This is a genomic window from Arthrobacter sp. NPDC057388, from assembly GCF_042668165.1.
GTDB lineage: Bacteria > Actinomycetota > Actinomycetes > Actinomycetales > Micrococcaceae > Arthrobacter.
Window position 1 is genome coordinate 26,678 of record NZ_JBHVBL010000010.1, and the last position, 19,281, is coordinate 45,958.

Annotated in this window: 16 protein-coding genes and 1 pseudogene; 8 read left to right on the forward strand and 9 right to left on the reverse strand. The window is 62.5% G+C overall.

The genetic code is table 11. From position 1 onward, the window contains the following. Nucleotides 1-37 precede the first annotated feature (37 nt). The 3 genes from ACFUTU_RS07015 to ACFUTU_RS07025 form a co-directional block, all read right to left on the reverse strand. Nucleotides 38-1,207, reverse strand: coding sequence for a hypothetical protein (locus ACFUTU_RS07015; RefSeq protein ID WP_377962518.1), 1,170 nt, complete (start codon nucleotides 1,205-1,207; stop codon nucleotides 38-40). 282 nt (nucleotides 1,208-1,489) lie between these two features. After that, nucleotides 1,490-1,891, reverse strand: a complete 402-nt coding sequence (locus ACFUTU_RS07020; RefSeq protein ID WP_377962521.1) for an SHOCT domain-containing protein — start codon at nucleotides 1,889-1,891, stop codon at nucleotides 1,490-1,492. Between the two features lie 171 nt (nucleotides 1,892-2,062). Continuing rightward, on the reverse strand, nucleotides 2,063-2,977 hold the full coding sequence (locus ACFUTU_RS07025; RefSeq protein ID WP_377962524.1) for a hypothetical protein: 915 nt from the start codon (nucleotides 2,975-2,977) through the stop codon (nucleotides 2,063-2,065). A 185-nt stretch (nucleotides 2,978-3,162) separates the two neighbouring features. Here ACFUTU_RS07025 and ACFUTU_RS07030 point away from each other — a divergent pair, with 185 nt between their 5' ends. Next, nucleotides 3,163-4,110 (forward strand): hypothetical protein, encoded by a 948-nt coding sequence (locus tag ACFUTU_RS07030; RefSeq protein ID WP_377962527.1) that lies wholly within the window; start codon nucleotides 3,163-3,165, stop codon nucleotides 4,108-4,110. 162 nt (nucleotides 4,111-4,272) lie between these two features. Here the strand turns inward: ACFUTU_RS07030 and ACFUTU_RS07035 are convergent, their stop codons facing one another. Both ACFUTU_RS07035 and ACFUTU_RS07040 read right to left on the reverse strand, forming a co-directional pair. Continuing rightward, nucleotides 4,273-6,324, reverse strand: a complete 2,052-nt coding sequence (locus ACFUTU_RS07035; RefSeq protein WP_377962530.1) for an ATP-binding protein — start codon at nucleotides 6,322-6,324, stop codon at nucleotides 4,273-4,275. Nucleotides 6,325-6,540: 216 nt separating this feature from the next. Then, nucleotides 6,541-6,686: pseudogene (locus ACFUTU_RS07040) on the reverse strand (zinc finger domain-containing protein); the annotation flags it as partial. Between the two features lie 594 nt (nucleotides 6,687-7,280). Between ACFUTU_RS07040 and ACFUTU_RS07045 the strand changes: the two are divergent. Continuing rightward, nucleotides 7,281-7,679 carry a GNAT family acetyltransferase gene (locus ACFUTU_RS07045; RefSeq protein ID WP_377962753.1) on the forward strand — a complete coding sequence of 133 codons (399 nt, stop codon included), beginning with the start codon at nucleotides 7,281-7,283 and terminating at the stop codon, nucleotides 7,677-7,679. A gap of 211 nt (nucleotides 7,680-7,890) precedes the next feature. Here ACFUTU_RS07045 and ACFUTU_RS07050 read toward each other — a convergent pair whose 3' ends face one another. The 3 genes from ACFUTU_RS07050 to ACFUTU_RS07060 all read right to left on the reverse strand — a co-directional run bounded on the left by ACFUTU_RS07050 (nucleotide 7,891) and on the right by ACFUTU_RS07060 (nucleotide 11,431). Further along, a complete protein-coding gene (locus ACFUTU_RS07050) occupies nucleotides 7,891-9,318 on the reverse strand; it encodes an MFS transporter (protein ID WP_377962533.1) in 1,428 nt (475 codons plus the stop codon). A 197-nt stretch (nucleotides 9,319-9,515) separates the two neighbouring features. Continuing rightward, nucleotides 9,516-9,908, reverse strand: coding sequence for a heavy-metal-associated domain-containing protein (locus ACFUTU_RS07055; RefSeq protein ID WP_377962536.1), 393 nt, complete (start codon nucleotides 9,906-9,908; stop codon nucleotides 9,516-9,518). 374 nt (nucleotides 9,909-10,282) lie between these two features. Then, a complete protein-coding gene (locus tag ACFUTU_RS07060; RefSeq protein WP_377962539.1) occupies nucleotides 10,283-11,431 on the reverse strand; it encodes an MFS transporter in 1,149 nt (382 codons plus the stop codon). Nucleotides 11,432-11,822: 391 nt separating this feature from the next. On the opposite strand from ACFUTU_RS07060, the gene ACFUTU_RS07065 reads away from it, so the two are divergent. From ACFUTU_RS07065 to ACFUTU_RS07090, 6 genes are all read left to right on the forward strand, one after another. Continuing rightward, nucleotides 11,823-14,294 carry a glycoside hydrolase family 3 C-terminal domain-containing protein gene (locus tag ACFUTU_RS07065; protein ID WP_377962543.1) on the forward strand — a complete coding sequence of 824 codons (2,472 nt, stop codon included), beginning with the start codon at nucleotides 11,823-11,825 and terminating at the stop codon, nucleotides 14,292-14,294. Nucleotides 14,295-14,298: 4 nt separating this feature from the next. Beyond that, entirely contained in the window at nucleotides 14,299-14,940 is a 642-nt protein-coding gene (locus tag ACFUTU_RS07070; RefSeq protein ID WP_377962546.1) for a TetR/AcrR family transcriptional regulator, read from the forward strand. 98 nt (nucleotides 14,941-15,038) lie between these two features. Continuing rightward, nucleotides 15,039-15,482: a pyridoxamine 5'-phosphate oxidase family protein gene (locus ACFUTU_RS07075; protein WP_377962549.1), complete on the forward strand. Its 444-nt coding sequence runs from the start codon at nucleotides 15,039-15,041 to the stop codon at nucleotides 15,480-15,482. Then, a complete protein-coding gene (locus ACFUTU_RS07080; RefSeq protein ID WP_377962552.1) occupies nucleotides 15,475-15,840 on the forward strand; it encodes a YidH family protein in 366 nt (121 codons plus the stop codon). The genes ACFUTU_RS07075 and ACFUTU_RS07080 overlap by 8 nt, the downstream gene beginning before the upstream one ends. Beyond that, a complete protein-coding gene (locus ACFUTU_RS07085) occupies nucleotides 15,837-16,175 on the forward strand; it encodes a DUF202 domain-containing protein (RefSeq protein ID WP_377962555.1) in 339 nt (112 codons plus the stop codon). Before ACFUTU_RS07080 ends, ACFUTU_RS07085 begins: the two co-directional genes overlap by 4 nt. 167 nt (nucleotides 16,176-16,342) lie before the next feature. Continuing rightward, nucleotides 16,343-16,738, forward strand: a complete 396-nt coding sequence (locus tag ACFUTU_RS07090; protein ID WP_377962557.1) for a hypothetical protein — start codon at nucleotides 16,343-16,345, stop codon at nucleotides 16,736-16,738. A 319-nt stretch (nucleotides 16,739-17,057) separates the two neighbouring features. Here the strand turns inward: ACFUTU_RS07090 and ACFUTU_RS07095 are convergent, their stop codons facing one another. Beyond that, entirely contained in the window at nucleotides 17,058-19,214 is a 2,157-nt protein-coding gene (locus ACFUTU_RS07095; RefSeq protein WP_377962560.1) for a glycogen debranching N-terminal domain-containing protein, read from the reverse strand. Nucleotides 19,215-19,281 lie beyond the last annotated feature (67 nt).

Sequence of the window (19,281 nt, forward strand, 5' to 3'; positions counted from 1 at the left end):
GGGTGGAAAGTGACCGCAGTATCCTCAATAGGGTGCCTCAATGCTCACCTGCAGTCTGCGTCTCGGGGCCGAATGCCAGAGCCTCGTCCCGCAGACCATCCAAGATTTCGATGTTGCGCAAAACGATGTCGGCCTCGTAGTTGAAGGCAGCTCCCAGCCGCCCCATCCGCTCCATTACCTCCTCGTCGGTCAACTGTTCCAGCCACGCCACAAGCTGTCCCCTATCCGGTGAACCGTCGTTCCTGCTGATCAAGTCAGCCAGATCTATCCGTGCTGACGCCGCTCCGAGACGCAGTTGATAGCGATCCACGGCGGTTGTCCTTGACCCCATGGACATCGCTTCACGCTCATCTTCGTGACCGACAGTGATCTCGTAGCGGGCCGGAAGCGGGGGCTCGGGCGGTTCCGTACCGGTGATGAGGCGTGGCACCGCCTGCGTGCGGACCCACCCGGAGATCTCATCAAGCTCCTTGATCAGCACTGGCCACCGGTCCGTGCCCGGGCGGTTGATCCCCACGGTCGGGAACAGGGTGACAGGGACTTTGCTGCCCATGGGAGTCTCTGCGATGATGTCGCCAATGCGCAGCGGCTCCTCCGGCAGCGGGGAGTAATCACGCAGCGAGCGAGGCTTCTGGTCATCCCTGATCATGACCGCCAGCCTGACAGCCGTGATCGCCGGTGTCCTGTGCTTCGCATGGTTCGTGTGAAGCACGAGCCGCGCCAACGGGTGGAGGTCCGCCTGTACATGCCGGTGGAAGGGCTGCAAGGCTTCAATCCGACGAGCCAGCTCGCCGCCGGCGCGTAGCGATGGGGGACCGTTCCGGGCGCGTTTTTTCGTCCACTCGGCAAATTTTTCATGAGTATCCGAGGCCGGCATCTCGACAAGTTTGGCGGCTTTCTCATCGAGGGGTGCACCATCCAGGAATTCAACTTCGGCGAACAATGTGTGCTCGAGTGCGGCCCGGAAAGCCACCAAAGCGTCAGCCACGAGCAGAGGCACCTTGCGCGGGATCGGGGCCACCTTTTCCACAATGGTTTGGCTGATCCGGTCCCTGGGTACCTCCGCCAGTTGGATTACACCGTTTGGTTGGGTCTGGTAGTCGAAAAGCAGATCTGCGACTTGTCCGATGAGCTCGTCGGCGTGCGCGAGAGTCGCGGCGACCCCGAGGTGGCGCTCAGGGAGCCAGGAATACATGTGACCGGTCATGAAGACACTCTAAGAGTGAACCCGGACGGACAACGCAACACGCCGCAGGGTCGCTCGAGGTCTCGCCCATTGGGTGCAATGACGGATCCTCCCTCTGCCGGGTTCGCCTACTCGTTCGTTTGACCCCTTATTCCAGTCGATGTTCCATGGACGCTGCTGTAGCGTGGCGTGCTGAAGGCCTGCCGGTCCCCCATCGGTGGGCCTTCTTTCCCTCGCTGCGGGGCACGATGGGCAAATTCTTGGCCGAAGTCGCTAGGAGTTTGACGCGGCAACCGCTGGATATCAGTCCGCAAGAGTACGCAGCTTGGCGGCGCTGAATTCCTCGTCAGAGAGTGCACCCTTCGCATGGAGTTCTGCAAGGAGAGCCAGTTCTGCCGCCAAGGACCTTCTGCCCCGCATGTTGCCAAGCAACATCCGATGCCCGCCCGTACGGGCCTGGGCTGCCGCTGGTTCCCGTGTCTGCCGTCGTGATGAACCTTTGATGGCAAATGCGATGAGTAGGGTTATCGCGAGGACGCCTAGCGCGATTCCCAAGGGGGCTCGGAACGGCTCCGTTGCGTTTGCCACGACGGCAATAACCACCGCAGCAACCGCACACGTCCCAGCTATCCGGAGCCACCCACGACTGAGGCTGAACGCGAATATGTATTGGCCTGGTTCGGCCGGTACTGCATGTTGGTTCATCTGCCGAGGATAGCCCTACGAATACTCATAGAACATCCCCTGATGTGAACGCGATGAACTGTCGATCGCTGAACTCGGCATGGCGTCCTTGGTCCGTTTCCCGTTCCCATCGGGGGTGTAGTCCTTGCGACCCTTCCCAAAATACGAAGTCAAGATCGCGTCGTTGTGGATTCAAGCGTTATCGGGGTTGTCGAGTTGCTTGCGCAGCCGCCGGACTTCAGCCTCGGCCGCGGCGAGTCGAGCCTCGATCTTCTCCCGATCGAGGTTCGTCGACGGGCGCGGTGCCGACCTCGTCCTCGTTACGAGCCAGCCGATCCGCTGATAGCCAGTGATCCGCCGCACCTGCGTACACGTGAAGCAGTCCCTCTCGGGCTCGGGGCGCGGCCAGCGCAGATCGATCATCTTCCGGATGTGGTCTCGCTCGAAACCCTTTTCAGGCCATCCGGGGTTATCCGCTGCCGCCCAGCTTTCCTCGAAATCACGGCGGATTTCCACGATGCGCTCCTCGGACACCAGCTTAGGCCCGTCCTCGGGCTTCCAATCCACATCAGTGCAGACTTGCTCATAGTGCCCGCAGGAGAGCTTGACCCGCCAGAACGCCGACGGGTGTGGCTTGGGTTTCCGGATCTTCGCCCAGTCCTCGGCGTCCATCCAGTCGTATTCCGGCTCCACAGGGTCCGCCGGGAACTCCGTGACCTTGCGATCGACCCACTCGACGATGTCCCGATACGGCTTCTGAGCAGGTTCGTGTTTGGTCGAGCACCAGTACTCGCCGGCGGGAAACCGGCCTCGGGTGAAACGGTCGAGGTAGCGGCGATCGTCCGGATACCTATCCTCGCCGTGCGTGTAGACCTCGTGCGTACATCCGCACTCCAACTGGACGCGCCAGCGAAACATGTTCTTGGCTTCCGGGACGAAGAGCGGCCAGAATACCGGATCGTACTGCTGCCGCAACTGGGCGACACCCTCCTCGAACTCCCGGAGGGCCTGCTTCTGGGGCCGTGCCCGCCCCGGTACCCGCGTCAGCAGTCTCCCAGGCTCAGGAGTATGGTCATCGGGAACAGTGTCAGTCTCGGCCGCGCTCATTCTTTGATCCTCGCCCAGAGCACCGGACAAATCGAGGGAACGCGCGGGGCACCACTGCGAAAACGTAGCTTTGAACAAAAGCAAGGTTCTGCGCAGTTCCAGCTGATGATTTCTCGTTCGGTTAACTTGTTGGCACCAATCTGCTTAGGAGACAGCAGCCGGGGGTGGACGGATAATGAGCGGCTATGGAACCAAAAGCTGATGTTTCACGTAGTCCCAGCCCAGGTCAAGAGTGGGCCTACAGGCTACGTGACGATGCACCGTCTGAGCGGGTGCATATCGTGGCGGTGCACCGGGAGGGTCGAAGATTCCGGGTCGTCATCCGTCACACGCACGGCCATCCACCGGGCAGGGAAGAGAACGTCCCTCGCTCGCGGCTCAAGGTGCCGTGGGAAGACGTAGTCCCGTACGACGCTTCGATGGATGGCTGGAGGCGGCTCAAGGCCGAGTCCATCGACGAACATGAGGCGTCGGCCCTGTGGGCGGCCCTTGAGCTGCTTGTACCTTCTGAGGTCGCCGAGCTGTCCGTCGCTTCAAGCGACGACTCGTTGACGGTCCACGACCACGTTGCCCTCGAAACGCTCACCGGACAGACCGTGGCTGCATTCCAGTCCCGATTTTCCTGGCTGGTTCAGGACGGCGAGGTGTTCCTGTCGCCGCGTGCGGCGCTGGCTGTCTTGGAGCTGGCCTGTCGCAGAAACCCGGCCCCGGTCCTGGACCTGGTCATGGCCGAGGAAGCAGTGGCTCGAGAAAAATCCAAGCGGGGCGGAACAATTGAAAACTGGGAAACCCGGGAACCGGTAAGCACTTCAGCCGAGTTTGAATACGACCATTACCTGCGCTGCCAAAGACCCGTTCATGAGATCCTCCGCCAATGGTGCGGTTATGGCTCGGTGACGGCCCATGAACGGCTCCTGGCTGCAGAAGCGGAAGTCAATCGCCTCGACGTGCTCCTGACCTGGGCGGTGGACCACATCCGCAGGACGGACAAGAGTGCCGCAGAAATGATCGAGAGGGAGCACGAGGAGGACCGCATCACCCCTTACTCCATCCGCCCGGTTCCCCAACGTCCGCTGAAACCGCACGAAATGCCGCGGATAGAAGTACCCACCCGCCGCGGCTGGTACCGCTGACACCTACCCACCGGCTCAAGACCTCAGGTCCAACGCCTCCAGCCTGACGATCAGCCCATCGGGACCTCCATCACTTGACTAGCTCTGACACACCTCCCCGGAGGTCCTACAACATCGGACATGCAGCCGTGCTACGCGGAGGAGCATGACGCTGATCGTCGCCTAGCTCGACGGCAGGCCGAGCCTATCGAAGAACGCCCTGTTCCGCTCTGTGGCCGCATTGACGAGACCGTCGAAGCTGATGACTTCGACGTAGGCCTTGTAGGGCTCGATGTAGCCGAAGTACCCGAGCCCGTCATGTGTTTTGGTCAGGGTCGACAGCTTGCACATGCGCTCCATCGTCGGCGTCAGGTCGGCGATGACATAGCAGAAAGCCGGCGGCTCCTGCGGGCTCGACGGGATCGGTCGCCCAGTTGCAGTCGCCGCCTTGCCCTCACGGACGCGCGCGACGTAGTCGAGGCACTGTGCGATGGGGTTCTTATCCTCCGCCGTCGCATCATTGCGCATGGGACGCTTGAGCTCGACGACGACGATCGACTGCAGCGGCAGCTTCTGCCCTTCGGACGCCAGCACGGGCAAGTCCGGCTCGAGCACGCGGGTTGCCAGAATGTCTGGTCTGTTCGTCGAGGCATCGTCCGTGACGGGCATATTCTTGAACGTCTTGTCGGACGCGAGGTAGTCGTGGAAGACGAGCCGCTCGTCGAGGATCCACAGGTTTGACGCGTCGACCCCGACCTCGTTCGACTCCTGCCGCATCGGGAAGAGCAGCTCATGGATACGGTCCTCGCGGGCGTACTTGCCGTTGCCGTCCGACTCGATGAGTTTCGCGAGGATGTCGAGGGTGGTTCGTCGTCGGGCGACGTAGTTCGCCAGGTCAGACTGGTTGAAATCCTTCACTGTCACGAGGTACTTGGCGAGGCGCTCGTCGTAATCTTCGGGCTTGTCGCCGCTCGAATCCGCGAATACGGCCTGGCCCTCTGCCAGTAAATCGGTTTCGATCCTCTGGGCATGCTTGTGCAGCTCCATTTCGAGGTCGGTGTCCTTCATCGACGGGTCCACGACGATCCCGGCTGATTCGATGCGCTTCATGAGCGGGCGGTACTTCGGCCCCTTGGTGCTCACGTATTGGTGGATCCGTTCCTTGCTCGCGACCCGCGCAGATGCCAGCGGCTCGGTCAGCGCCCTCGAGACCTCCTGCAGGACGCCTGTGCGGATGTCGTCGAGCGTCGGCTCGTCGATCAGGGCGTCGCCCGCCATGCGCTCCGGCAGGTCGAAGTCCGTGCGGTCGGCCCTGACGTGGTCGTTGAGGTAGGTCGAGGACAGGTAGCAGACGTAGGTGAACTCGGTTGAGGTGCCGTCTTTCATGCGCGCGTAGAGGCCCGGCAGCTTCCCCGCGATGCTCTCGTCTTTGACGACCCGGTTCGCGGCGCACCAGTGCAGGCGCGGCGTGGCGTTGCGGGCCGAGGTCTTGAGGCGCAGGTTGAGCATCTCGAACGTCTGGCCCTTGACCTCGAACGACGCTGAAGTCTCGGAGTGCCCGAGCTCTTCGACAAAGTCCTTGAGCGAGAACGTCTCATCGTCGTCAGACACGAACACGTCGGGAGCGCCGCCGTCGCGGAGGAAGTACCAGATACAGTGCTCGAAGATTTCGCGCGCGATGGCCTCAACCGTCTTCGCCGCGCTCTGCTGGTACGGCTTCTTGAAGCCTTCCAGACACACAGAGCTGCCGGCATCGGTCAGTCCGTCGGGCGCGTCGTCGCGCACGACGTCCTGACTGACCGAGAACCTGAACTGACGTCCCGCAAGGGTCCCACCCTCGTAGTAGGCGCTGCGCACCTCGACGCGATCGAACGCCACCAGCCAGAGCAGCCGGCCCACGCCGCGGCAACCCATACCGGCCTTGTAGTCGCTGTCGAGCGTCTCGAAGGACGTCATGTTGTCGGGCGTGAACCCGATGCCGTTGTCCTCGACGCTGAAGCCGGTGATGATCTTGAGCGGTGCGCGGCCAGGAGAACCCGCGCTAAGGTCAAACGCCCCCTGCCGCTCCCGGTGAATCCGGACGGTGAGACGCCCTCGGCCAGCGGCATCGTCGGGGAACCGCGCGTCGATCGCCTGGATGCCGTTGACGACCGCCTCGTGCAGCGGGAGCAGCGCATGGGTTTTCGGCAGTGTCGTGTTCCGCACCCGCCCTGCCAGCGACGTCTTCAGCGCCATGGTACCTCCTCCATTCGTTCGATGTTAGGGACATTAGCCGCGACCACTGACGTTGAAACTGATCATGCCCCGGTCTAGTCTGACTCAACCACTCGGCCGGCAAAACATGAATGTCAATGGGAAGAGCAGTCGAGCACGGCCGTGTCCGGATCCCCAACGTGACGGTCGCGCGCCCTTGGATCACCATATGCTCATCGGCCTCCGCTTACGCTCAAGCTAGCGATTTTGCTGGCAAACCGGGCAAAAGTGGCTGGAGCGGTTCATGAACTTTTCGCGTACGATCGGCGTTTCGCGCATCGCTTGCAGGGGTGCCCAGCGAGCCCATAGACACTTAGACTTCGGGAAAACCAAACCCAACTTCCCACCGAAATTCCTGTCATTACAGGGAACACATCACGCGACTACTTAAGGACCCGAAGAATGCGAAAAACACTGCGATCTGCAGTGCTGCAATCCTTGCATTTTCAGGCAAAACAGTGCGACCACCACATGAACAACGGTTAGGACTTTCCGTCTGTGTAGGGGCACGTACCTGCCAGCCCCACCAGTACGTCCCATGCTTTCCCAGCAGTGGAGCGTCCTCGGTGAGAAGCACGGCACGCTCTATGAACTTGTGCGGTAGTTGGGCTTCCCCTCATCCCAACGCTGGATGCCTACGTTCGCACTACTGCATATTTACTCCGAAGGAACTGCCGCGCTGACGCACCTACCTCTGGATGGTCCCCAAAACAGCCTGCCCCGACGCCCGCACCGCCGCGCTTCAGCGACTCACGGGCGTCAACGACTAACGTCGGCCGCCGGACCCTGGACCCAGCGGGTCCCTTCGGCGGCAGCGCATTGTTTGAGATCGGTATTCTTTTCTTGCACCGCCGCCCCCTGAAGGCAGCTCCACCCACTGTCCCCCAACACCAGCCCCGAGGAAACGGATAATGCCGGCAGTTACTTTTCGCAGCTTCATGACCGAAGACGAGGATTCCGTGGTGGAGCTCTGGAGTATTTGTGGCCTTGTCCGCCCCTGGAACGACCCTCGAAAAGATATAGAGCGGAAGCTCCGGGTACAGCCCGAGCTTTTCGTAGTGGCACATGACGGCCACCGTGTGGTTGGGACGGCCATGTCAGGCTACGACGGCCATCGAGGCTGGATCCACTACTTTGCTGTCCACCCCGAAGAGCAAGGGCGCGGGCTGGGCCGCGGCCTTGTCCAGGATGTCGAACGGCGGCTCGGTGCCTTGGGTTGTCCCAAGATCCATCTCAACGTCCGCAGTACGAATGCAGCCGCGGCCGATTTTTGGCGCGCCGTCGGGTTCGAAACCAGCGACTCGCTAACGTTCGCAAGGCGCCTCATCACAGACTGATCCTCTCAGGATGCCTGGCGCGCTGTTCCCGTTACCCTCGGCTGAGTGAGCCGCGAACGATGCCTCCATATGTATCCATAGGCGGATGAGGCTGGGCCTGCGCTTTGAACCTTGAGTGACTCCCCATCGTCCGGCCTCAAATGACAGGCCCGCCCGCCTACGTACCGGGGCGGGCGGGCTGTATTTTCGGAAACCGGTGCGGATGTGCAGCCTAATGCACCGCAGCCGCGGCGGGGGCATCGGCTTCGACAGCGGTTCGGGAGGGCAGCGTAGCTGCGGCAAGTATTCCTGCAGCCACCAGCACCCCAGCCGCGACGACAAGCGCGCTGCCGTATCCGGTGACCAGTTGGGCTTCCCCGCTCAGGGCCGCATGCCTGTTGCTTACGGTTGCAGCGATCCCTGCCAGAACTGCCAGTCCGAGGGCGACCCCGATCTGTTGTGCGGAGTTCAGCAGGGCGGAGGCAATTCCGGCCTCCTGTTCCTTGGTCTGGTAGACCGCAGCCTGGGTCAGTGCGATGATGCTGAGGCCGGACCCCAGCGCGAGGACCAACATGGCCGGAGCCAGGTGCAGCCAGTAGTTGGTGTCTGCCTCGATGAAGGAGAACCAGAAGGCTGCCCCGGCGCTGAGGAGTGCTCCGGCCGCTGCGATGATGCGCGGGGCAATCTTCAAAAGCAGCTTGGGCGCGAGGCCTGCCCCGAGCACCAGGCCGGCCGCGAACGGCAGCCAGCTGGCACCGGTCTGAAGGGGGCTGTAGTGCTGAACCTGCTGGAGATAAAGGGTGACCACGTAAAAGCCCCCCATGGGGCCGATGGCCATCAGCAGCATGGACGCATAAGCGCCGGCGCGGCCGCGGTCCCGGAACAGGCCCAGAGGGAGCAAAGGTGTCCGGCTGCGCGCCTGCGTAGCGACAAAGGACACGAGCAGCAGCGCAGCGGCGCAGAGAAGTCCAAGCCCGATGGTGTCGGCGAAGCCGTCCTCACTGAACCGTGTAATGGCGTACGCCAGGGCGACCATGCCGCCGGTTCCCAGCACCGCGCCCCTGACGTCGAGGCTCCCCACGTGCCGCCCTGCGCTCACAAGGGTCCGGCTGCCCAGCAGCACGAGAATGCCAATGGGTACATTGATGAAAAAGACCCACCGCCAGCCGAGGGTATCGGTCAGGACACCGCCAAGGAGCAGCCCCACGACGATGCCAAGAGCGGACATGGCGCCGTACAGCGAAAGAGCCGCATCACGGGTCTTACGTTCTGAGAACGTAGTGGCGATCAGGGCCAACGCGTTGGGAGAAACCAGCGCTGCTCCCAGTCCCTGAATCGCGCGGGCAGCGATGAGTGGCGCGCTGTTGGGGCTGAGGCCACCCGCCAAGGATCCCACAACAAAGAGAGCGAGGCCCGCCTGCAGGGCGCGTCGGCGGCCATAGAGGTCACCAAGCCGACCACCCAGGAGCAGCAGAGCGCCAAATGCAAGAATATAGGCGTTCACAATCCAGGGCAGATGCACGGCGCTCACCCCGAGTACCTGCTGGATGCTTGGCAGTGCGATGTTCACGATGGAGTCGTCGAGCACGAGCATCAGTTGCGCTGTCGCGATCACCAGCAGCGGCACCAATCCGCGCTGCTGACTTTCTTTTTCGGTCATAACATTTTCCTCTACAAATTGGCGGGCAGCGGGTGCCCGCAGAAAGCAGGAATACCCAGGGAGGGGTATTGGGTCCTTGACTGGCGGCACCGCCTGAAAGGCCGCCGAAGCGCCAGCATCCCCCCATTGCTGGATCAGTCCTTGGTTAATGGCCTGCCAGCCGTTCAGGCGTCTGAGGATCGCGTGAAGTTCACGGTTTAGCTGCCGACGACCGTGTAGCCGGCGGAAACGACCGCCTGACGGACAGCAGCCCGGGCTGGTTTGCCGGCTATAAGCAAGCGGGAGCGGCCGCCGGGAACGAGCTCAACGGCCGCAGACTCCACGCCCTCAAGGGCTGAGGCAGCCTTCTCGACAGTCTGGGCACAGTGCCCGCATGTCAGGCCCTCGAGGGTGAACGCGGTGGCACCCGCCAAGTGAGGTGACGACAAGGATTTCGGAGAGCAGCAGCTGCGTCCGACGCTTGACACGGCGAGAGGCAGCTGAGCGCGGTTTTCAGATTCAAACATGCCAGTTTCCATTCGTCGACGAAGCATCAATGGGCGCTGGGGTTGACGGCTGTGGGGGCTGATGCGAGGCATTCGCCGGGACATACCATGTCACTGACAACATGAACAATATACCCCCTAGGGGTATATAGGTGAAAAGTGAATGCTGGCCGGTGCCGGCGCCGGTCCGAGCTAAAGCAAGCAGGTGCGCGGTCAACGTCCACCGCGATCGGCAGCTGCACCTTGCCATCGTCCTCCGCATACACAAAGGAAAACCTCGGCTGGCTCGGCATTTTAGTTACTCCGGTGGCGCGTTAGACCTGGGCTCAATGGCGCAGGCACGTTTTCCCAGCGCGCCGGGATGACGAAGCGCCCGGCTGGATTTGCCAGCCGGGCGCTTACCCATTCTTTAGTCACCGAAACCAACTCCCCCTGCTTCGGGCCGCAGGGCCCGTTACCGGTCCAGTCGGATGTCAGTGTCAGCGCACTTTCTTGACGGGGAGGATCGTTAGCGCCCCCAGCAGGGCAGTCCCGGCCGCTACGGCGAGCAGGAGGTCATAACGGCCACCACCCATCGTCACCAGGGCTGCTGAGACTGCCGGAGCGAGTGTCTGCGGACCCGTCATGGCGATATTGAATACGCCGAGGTCCTTCGCCGTGTCCTCAGGATTCGGGAGGACATCGATGACGAGGGCGAGGTCAACGGCGATATAGATGCCGAACCCGATGCCGATGACCAGTTCAGCCCAGTAGAACGCGCTCGTTGAGTTGGCCAGAGTCAACATCCAGGTACCGATGCCGAAGATTATGGCCGAAGTCCAGATGAAGACTTTTCGCCGCCCGATCCGGTCGGAGATCCATCCGGCAATCTGGCCGGCGGTGACGAGGGCAACGGTGTAGATGAGGACACCCATAGCCAGCGCGCCGGCCGCATCTTGCTTGGAGAGACCCAGATTCTGCTGAAGGTACAGCAACCGGAACGTGACGAACATGAACATTGCCAGGACGACGAGGAAGCGGGACATCCAGGCGAAGGCGAAGTCGGGGTTCTGGCGAGGGTTGACCCAGAAGGTCTTAAGTGCGGTCCGCACCCCGCCTTCAGGGGCTGGGCGGCGCTGTATGGGCTGGTCCGGCAGCACGAAAGCAAAGACAAGCACCAGCACCAGTGAGAGGACACCGGGGACCAGGAAGAGTAGAAGCATGTTCTGCCCGAAAAGGCTTGCCGAGTAGGCTGCGCCGAGTGAGGCCGCCTGGGAGGCAATGCCGATCATGCCGCTGACTTTGCCGCGCTGCCACTGGGGTACCTGATCTGCCAGGGTCGCCGTATGTGCGGCAACCGCCGCATTGCCAAGGGCCTGCGCGAAGAACCAGCCGATGCCCAGAATTACAGCATTCGGGGCCAGGGCAATAATGGCCAGGCACGCCAGGAGTCCCAGCGCACCGGCAACCAACCACGGCCGGCGGCGGCCGAATCGACCGACTGTACGGTCACTGAGCCGGCCAAAAATGGGGTCGAAGAGAAGGGCGGCGAACGCGCCCATCGAGATCACGGTGCCGAGTGTGGCGGCAACCTCCGGCGCGGGAACCAAGGACTGCACCTTGAGTGTCATGCCCGCGACGATGGGCATAAAGAGGGCAATCATTAGTCCCAGCCGAGCGAGCACCATCGTTGCGATAACACTAGCTTTTGCCTTCTCGACGGGAAGGGGGGCGGCGGACCAGGCCTTAGGCGCTTCGGGTCCTGCAGCAGAATCAGACACAACCATGGGTCTCAATGCTTTCTGTGGAAAGGGGCAGCCGGGCCAGAGCGGCCCGATGTGATAGGAACCACAATAGCGCACACCGACCGAGTACACGGTCGGGTTATCGAATCGTTACACTCCGTACTTGGAAGCCTGTTTTTGGTTGGGTCCAGCGACCGACCGAGTACACGGTCCGTTGTGGTAGGCTGTGATTCAACGCACAGGCAGAAACGCGCTGCCCTTCCCCGAGCAGCTACTCTGACGAAGGAGTCCTCCTATGACCGTTCATGCCGCTGAATTCCCGCACCGGGCCGTGCCCGGCCTGGGGAAGATTCACACGGCCCTGATAGACGACGCGATCCGGTCCCTTGACCTGGCAGGCAAAGTCCGGCTTTTGTCGGGGGCAAAGATGTTCAGCTTGTGGGGCGAAGAATCCATTGGCCTGAGCGAGATTGTTATGTCCGATGGCCCGACCGGTGTGCGCGGGGAAGAAGTCGTCGGTGGCCGCGAGAGCTGCCTGCTGCCCAACGCCACGCTGCTGGCGCAAACTTGGAGCTCTGCGGTGCTTGAAGAAGTAGGGGCGCTCCTGGCAGAGGAAGCCGCGGATCAGCAGACCCATATCGTCCTGGGTCCAACGATCAACCTCCACCGCACTCCCTTGGGCGGACGCCTCTTCGAATGTTTCAGCGAGGACCCGTACCTGACGGGAGTTCTCGCAGCCGCCTATGTCCGCTCGCTGCAGAGCAGGGGAATCGGTGCGTCCCCGAAGCATTTCCTTGCCAATGAATCCGAAACACAGCGCACTACCGTTGACTGTGTTGTTGACGAACAGACCTTGCGCGAGCTGTACCTGCTGCCGTTTGAAATTGTGGAGCAGGATGCGCAGCCGTGGACCGTCATGGCCTCTTACAACAGCGTCAACGGCGTCACCGCAACGGAGCACGCGGAGCTGCTCAATGGCATCCTGAAGCAGGAGTGGGGTTTTGACGGGCTCGTCATGTCGGACTGGTTTGCCACGAAGCGGGCAGCGGAGAGCGCAGACGCCGGTCTCGACCTGGTGATGCCCGGCCCCGACACGGTCTGGAGCACGTCCCTGGAGAAAGCCGTGCGTTCCGGAGAGGTACTGGAAGAGACCGTTGATGAGCATGTCCGCCGGCTGCTGACCCTTGCTGCCCGCGTGGGAGCTTTCGGGGAACAGCGCACCTGGCCCACTGACGTCCCGCGCCCGGACAGTAACGTGCGCCGTGAACAGCTGCTTAGGATCTCGGCCCAGGGCATGACCGTGCTCAAGAACGACAACGCCACGCTCCCGCTCACCAAGGGAGCCGGAACCGTGGCCGTCATCGGGCGCCACGCCACTGACACTGTCGCCCAGGGCGGCGGCTCCGCCCGGGTCCGCCCGCCGCACATTGTCAGCATCGCAGAAGGCCTCGCCTCCGCGCTCGGACCCGGGGTGACGAACGTGGACGGAGTGGAAACCCGGACAAGGATGGTGGCAGCGCCGGCCTCGATTGTGCGCGATCCCGAAACAGGCACCCCGGGCATGCGGGTCCGGGCCCTCGACGCGCAGGGCAACGTTACGGAGTCCCGGCACTTCGACGTGGCTGAACTCGAGGTGGCCGAGGATGGCTGGCTGGCCAGTGCAGCCCGGATCGAGCTGTCGGCCGACGTAACGTTGCCCTCGCCGGCCCGGATGCGCGTCGGCGTCATCGGCCCCGGACAGTGGACCGTAACTGCACCCGGCCACCACGAGTCATTTACCGTCACTCCTCACGATGGCCCGGGCGGCGGCCTTCACCGGCCCAAGAGCCACGTCTCAGTGGTTCCCCTGGAATCCGGGGCACGGATTACCGCCACCACGGGGCCGCACTTCGAGATGAGGATCATCGGGCTCGTAGTCACGGCCGCCGCCCGTCCGGCCGCAGCCGCAATCCGCGAGGCTGTCGAAGCGGCAGCAGCTACTGACACCGCCATCGTCGTCGTCGGCAACACCCAGGAACAGGAGACTGAGGGGCAGGACAAAAAGACGCTGGCCCTTCCCGGTGAGCAGGACGCCCTGGTCGCGGCCGTCGCCGCCGTCGCTCCCCGCACCGTCGTTGTCGTTAACGCTGCCACACCGGTGCTGATGCCCTGGCTCAACAATGTCGACGCCGTGCTCTTCGCCGGGCTTCCGGGCCAGGAAGCCGGAGACGCCGTCGCTGCAGCACTGACGGGTGAGATCGAACCGGCGGGGCGCCTCGTCACGACCTTCCCGGCCCGCGACGGAGAAGGGCCGGCCTGGGTGACGGCACCCGATGCGGGGCGTCTTGAGTATGCGGAAGGGCCGCGCGTTGGCTATCGGGGCTGGCACCAGTCAGGAGCCGAACCGTTGTTCTGGTTCGGCCACGGCCTCGGCTACACCACCTGGGATTACACCTCCGCCCAGATCACCGAGCGCGACAGGGCAGGAGTCAAGGCGGTAACTGTCGCCCTGACCAACACTGGTCTGCACTCCGGCAATGAGACTGTGCAGGTCTACCATCTGCCCACCGACGACGGCCAGCCTGCACGCCTCATCGGATGGGCGCAGGTTTCCCTCGACGCCGGACAGAGCGGTACCGTTCAAGTTCAGTGTGATCTGCGAACCCAGCGGATTTGGAATGTGAAAGAACGCAGGTGGCTGCCGCTCTCCGGCGGTTCACTGGTCATTGCACGCGGCCTCGGCGATCCCCGAATCACGGTTCCGCTCGAGAACGGACAGGAGTCCTAAAGGCATGTCTTACCCACCCGGCTACCGCATCGAACGCGAACGAAACCGTACAGAAAAGGCCGGTGACGTCGCCCGCGCCAAGGCCATACAGGCGGCAATCGAGCTGTTCTCCACCAGCGGTTACAACAAGTCCTCCATCGCCGAGGTTGCCGTGCGGACCGGACTGTCCCAGTCGGGCCTGCTCCACCACTTCCCCAACAAGACAGCCTTGCTTGCTGCCGTACTCGAGCAGCGGGAAAAGGAAGACAGCGAATTCCTCTTCGGAGAAGGAGCTGCGCCCATGGGATGGGCCGCATTCGACTCGCTCGTGGCCCTGGTCGCACGAAACTCCACGCGTCCGGAGTGGATCGGTCTGTTCGTACGGATCTCGGCAGAAGCCACGGAAGCCAATCACCCCGCCAACCAATGGATCCTTGATCACTACCGCAGCACCCGGGAATGGCTCAGCCAGGCAATCGAGGTCGGCAAGAAATCAGGCGAAATCCTCCCGGATGCCCCCGCGGAGGCAATCGTCCGCAACACTATCGCCGTGCTTGACGGACTCCAGCAGCAATGGGTGGCTGAGCCGCACACCATGTCCATGGTCGCAGAGCTCCGCATTTACCTCGACCAGCTCCGCTCAACCTGGGGAACCGCCCGGCGATAACCCCGAAACACCTTCCAGATCCATTGCCCAGCCGGCAGCCCGCCAGTACGCCCGGCTGACTTTGGTCCCTTCTTGACCATCCCGAAAGGCGTGCTCCCTTGCCCGCTCTCCCCCAGCACCTGTACGACTTCGTCTCCCGGCCCAACCCGGCAGTCATGGCAACTGTCGCCCCCGATGGACGCCCAGTCACCGTCCAGATCGTTTACCTGACCGAAGACGCCGGGCATATCCTCCTGAGCATTGCCTCGGGCAATTCCCGCGGCGGCCGGCTCCAGCACCTCCGCGAGGACCCCCGAGTGTCACTCACCGTCCTGAAGAACGACGACTGGACAGAGGCTGTCAGCGTTCTTGGAACTGCCGTTGAATTCTTCGATGATACGAACCTGGAGATCATCGATGCCATGACCGTGCACTATTTTGGCGCGCCCTACGCGATCCGCAACCCCCGCACGGCAGTGAGGGTCCGCATCGACGAATGGACCGAACACTCCAACGCGATGTTTCAGGTAAACAAAGCCGGCGAAGGCGAAGCCGTTGGCTGAGCTCCAGCGCTTCCCCAAAGCGGTTTTCAGCCAGGGAGATGAACCTGATGCCCGTTTCAGCCTCGCCAATGAACGCACCTTCCTGGCATGGATTCGTACCGCACTGGCTTTGCTCGCCGGCGGGGTCGCTCTCGAGGCGCTGGGCCTCGGCATCCATCCCGGGTACAGGCTTGCTGCGTCCGTCCTGCTGATCCTCGCCGGGATCATGTCAGCCTTCCAGGCCTGGAGCGGGTGGACGAGGACAGAACGGGCGCTGCGGAGGAGTTCTCCTCTTCCCTCGGCGCCGTTCTCGCTCCCCCTCACTGTTCTGCTGGTATCGGTTGCCGTCCTGGTATTGGTCGGAATCGTACTGAAGTGAGTGCGCTCTTCGATCCCGGGCTCCAGCCGGAGCGCACTGGCCTCGCCTGGCAGCGAACCTGCCTTGCCTTCCTGGCAGGCTCGCTTCTCGCTATGAAGGTCCTTCCGCCCATCCTCGGGCCCTGGTCGCTGCTGCTGGGTGTGGGAGGGGTCCTGGAAGCAGTCCTCTTACTGTTCGCGGTCCGGTGGCGATACCTCCGGCACTATGAAACCCTCACAACTCCGGACCGGCCACCTGTCCGGGCCGCCGACGGTCGCCTTCCGGCCGCTCTGGGCGCATCGACCGTCGTTGCAGGGATCATCTCGCTCGCCTTGGTCCTGACTATTCGGACTTGAGAACGTCGTCGGATATCGCGGTCTGACTAGGGAAGATGCGCCGCCCACTGTGCTCAGGGTCGGGGTGGTACAGCTTTCGTACTTGTCCGGCCCACAGGGCGGGTCGCTGAATTGAAGCAAGGTGTCACCGCCGATGCCTTATCCGACGAAGGAGTAGAGGAAGAATTATGACTGCAAACCTCTCACGCATGCAGAAGGCCAATTTTGTCGACGAGGACAAGTACGAACTCATTACTATCGGGAGAATCACGAAGAGGATGGTGACCCTTGATGGGGCCAGCGCCCTTCTCGTTCGTTTCCCGGTGGGGGCGTCAGTAACGGAGGACGCGGTCAAGACCGGAATTCTCGACACCGATATGTGTCCCATGCCGCATGTGGCCTACATACTGGAAGGCAGTTTAGGCGTGCGTCAGCGTACCGGTTCCGAGGAGGAATTCTCTGCCGGAGACCTCATGATGCTGCCCCCGGAGCATGAAGCATGGACGGTCGGGGACGAGGACTGCGTCTTTGTCGAATTCATGCGCGGGACCAGTGACGTCTACGACTACTGGCCGGAGCACTGAGACGGCCGCCACTCGATGTGATGGGCTGGCACGGTGAGCACAGGAAGTGACGCTCATCATCGCCGCGCCTCCGGTTGGGCACGTTGCAGCGCCTAACCGGAGGCGTGGCAGGCGGCAGACACTGAACGGCATCCGTCCAGGGCCGAACCCTTCCTGGTGAGGGCGCCCTGGATTCAGCGTCTGAATGCTCGATGGCATGTCCCAAAGCGAGCAAGACCCGGCGGACCTGCTGCGTAGTGGCCCAGGCACTGCAGCCCGCTCGTATCCTTTCAGGCAGCACGGCTATGACGTCGCGGAGTGTTGCCGGCAGCTTAGCTGCCTAGCTTTGCCGCCGGCGGTCTGCTTCTTCCACCAGTTCCGTAATCCATGGCCGATGTCCGCGCCGAAACTGCATCCACTCAGGCAGGCCCCGAATGGATGGGCCGGACTTATCGATGTCAATGGTGATCCGGTCACCGCCAACAGGTGCGTTAGTGATGTGCAGATCCCCGTAGGCTTTCGGGAGCACAGGGTCCATCCACAGTCCCCGACGGGAGACGTGAACGTCGTACCGCATCAGGTTGGTCACCAGAAGGATCGGGGCGGTTGCTGCCCAAGCCTGGGGTGAGCACGCCGTTGGATACGGTACGGGTTCGGCGAACTGGTCACGGCTGAAGCCGCAGAAGAGTTCGGGCAAGCGCCCGCCTGACCATTCGGCGGCTTCCAATATTGCAGTAGTAACGCGCTGTGCTTCCGCCACGAAGCCATACCGCAACAGACCGGCAGCGATGATCGCATTGTCGTGCGGCCATACCGAGCCATTGTGATAGCTGGCGGGGTTGTAGGCACCCATGTTGCTGGCCAAGGTCCTTACACCCCAGCCGCTGAACATCTCCGGTGACATAAGCCGCTCGGCAACCTGCGGAGCCTTGTCCTCGTCAACGAGGCCATAGACCAGACAGTGGCCCATGTTGGAAGCACACGCGTCCACCTGCCGTTTCCTGCCGTCGAGGGCGATTGCGTAATATCCCCGGTCCGGCATCCAGAACTGCTCGTTAAACTTCCGCTTCAGCTCCGCCGCCAGATCGGTGAGCTCATCTCCACGTGCGGTGTCCCCGGCGTCGTATGCCATCCATGCGCGCGCCGTATATGCGGCATAGACGTAGGCCTGGACCTCACAGAGCGCGATTGGGGGCTCGGCAAGCGTTCCATCGGCAAAATTGATTCCGTCCCAGGAGTCTTTCCAGCCCTGGTTTATTAGGCCCTGGTCGTTGAGGCGTTCATACTCAACAAAACCGTCGCCATCCTTGTCCCCGTAATGACGTATCCATTCCAGGGCCCGGTCCGCGTGAGGCAGCAAGTCGGCGATAATATCCGCTCCGAATCCCCACCGGCTGACGGCTCCAAGCACGTCCACAAACAGCGGCGTCGCGTCGACACTTCCGTAGTACGCCGATTTGCCTCCAAGGGCCAACCCGCTATTGACGCTAAACCTTACTTCATGCAAAATCTTGCCGGGTTCCTCCTCTGTCAGCGGGTCCACTACGCTTCCTTGCCGGTCCGCCAGGGTCTGCAGCGTACCGAGGGCCAGTGAGGGATCCACCGGTAACGCCATCTCGGAGGCCCACAGGGAATCACGGCCGAAGAGCGTCATGAACCATGGTGCGCCCGCAGCAACCACAACACGCTCGGGATGGCTCGAGTCCTCGATCCTGAGGGCGCCCAGATCATCGTAGCTCCGCCGTAAAGTCCGCTCGATGGATCGATTGCCCATGCGAACGACCGGTATCTTGGCAACCCACTCCTTCCGGCGACGGTCACTCGGAGACAATCCCTCCCCATCAGGGTGGACAAGCACGGCGCTCCGGCCGGAGGCTTCGAGCTCAGGTGTGACGCTGACGACTGCACTCCAGTGGCCGTGCGGCGGGACGGTTATCACGTAGGTGACCCCCTCCGGCTTCATCTCTGCTCCTGCAGCCTGAATGGTCACCCGTTTTCGCACGCCTTGCCATTTGCCGGCGATGGTCAGTTGGTCTCCGCCGATGTGGCGTGATGTGTCCCACGTACGCTGGATACGCGCTTCCTTCACCTCGAAAAGGTCCGCGAAATCCGCTTCCGCCTCGAGGGAAACCACGCATTCGATCGGCTCCCTCGAGTAGTTGCGAACGGTGATTCGCTCTTGGATGCCGGCTCCAACTTCCCGCAGCCGCTCTACGATAAGCGGGCTGTCAGCATACCCGTCGGACCGGTTAACACGGCCTGCAAACAGTGCCCGGAAGGGCTCCTGCGTCTCTGCCGCCAGAGACTCAAGCGCGTGGCTGTCGATTGTCAGGTTCCAGCGGGACAGAAAGCGGGTGTCCTGAACGAACAGGCCATGAGGATGCCCGGGATAGATGTCCCCACTGGGCAAGGAAATACAGAACGAGGTTTCCTCCACCAGGGTGACGGTCCCTGCCCCCAGAGGGCCTGCAGCCGTATCAGCATTCCATCCAGCCATCCGGGTTCCTCCAAGAAAGCAGCGCCGGCACAACGCGGTCTCCTGGTCATTCCGGGCGACAGCGCCG

Excerpts from the sequence above, each read along its gene's own strand:
- ACFUTU_RS07015 (WP_377962518.1), bottom strand. The coding sequence starts at position 1,207 with ATGACCGGTCACATGTATTCCTGGCTCCCTGAGCGCCACCTCGGGGTC.
- ACFUTU_RS07020 (WP_377962521.1), bottom strand. The coding sequence starts at position 1,891 with ATGAACCAACATGCAGTACCGGCCGAACCAGGCCAATACATATTCGCG.
- ACFUTU_RS07025 (WP_377962524.1), bottom strand. The coding sequence starts at position 2,977 with ATGAGCGCGGCCGAGACTGACACTGTTCCCGATGACCATACTCCTGAG.
- ACFUTU_RS07030 (WP_377962527.1), top strand. The coding sequence starts at position 3,163 with ATGGAACCAAAAGCTGATGTTTCACGTAGTCCCAGCCCAGGTCAAGAG.
- ACFUTU_RS07035 (WP_377962530.1), bottom strand. The coding sequence starts at position 6,324 with ATGGCGCTGAAGACGTCGCTGGCAGGGCGGGTGCGGAACACGACACTG.
- ACFUTU_RS07045 (WP_377962753.1), top strand. The coding sequence starts at position 7,281 with ATGACCGAAGACGAGGATTCCGTGGTGGAGCTCTGGAGTATTTGTGGC.
- ACFUTU_RS07050 (WP_377962533.1), bottom strand. The coding sequence starts at position 9,318 with ATGACCGAAAAAGAAAGTCAGCAGCGCGGATTGGTGCCGCTGCTGGTG.
- ACFUTU_RS07055 (WP_377962536.1), bottom strand. The coding sequence starts at position 9,908 with ATGTCCCGGCGAATGCCTCGCATCAGCCCCCACAGCCGTCAACCCCAG.
- ACFUTU_RS07060 (WP_377962539.1), bottom strand. The coding sequence starts at position 11,431 with ATGCCCATCGTCGCGGGCATGACACTCAAGGTGCAGTCCTTGGTTCCC.
- ACFUTU_RS07065 (WP_377962543.1), top strand. The coding sequence starts at position 11,823 with ATGACCGTTCATGCCGCTGAATTCCCGCACCGGGCCGTGCCCGGCCTG.
- ACFUTU_RS07070 (WP_377962546.1), top strand. The coding sequence starts at position 14,299 with ATGTCTTACCCACCCGGCTACCGCATCGAACGCGAACGAAACCGTACA.
- ACFUTU_RS07090 (WP_377962557.1), top strand. The coding sequence starts at position 16,343 with ATGACTGCAAACCTCTCACGCATGCAGAAGGCCAATTTTGTCGACGAG.
- ACFUTU_RS07095 (WP_377962560.1), bottom strand. The coding sequence starts at position 19,214 with ATGGCTGGATGGAATGCTGATACGGCTGCAGGCCCTCTGGGGGCAGGG.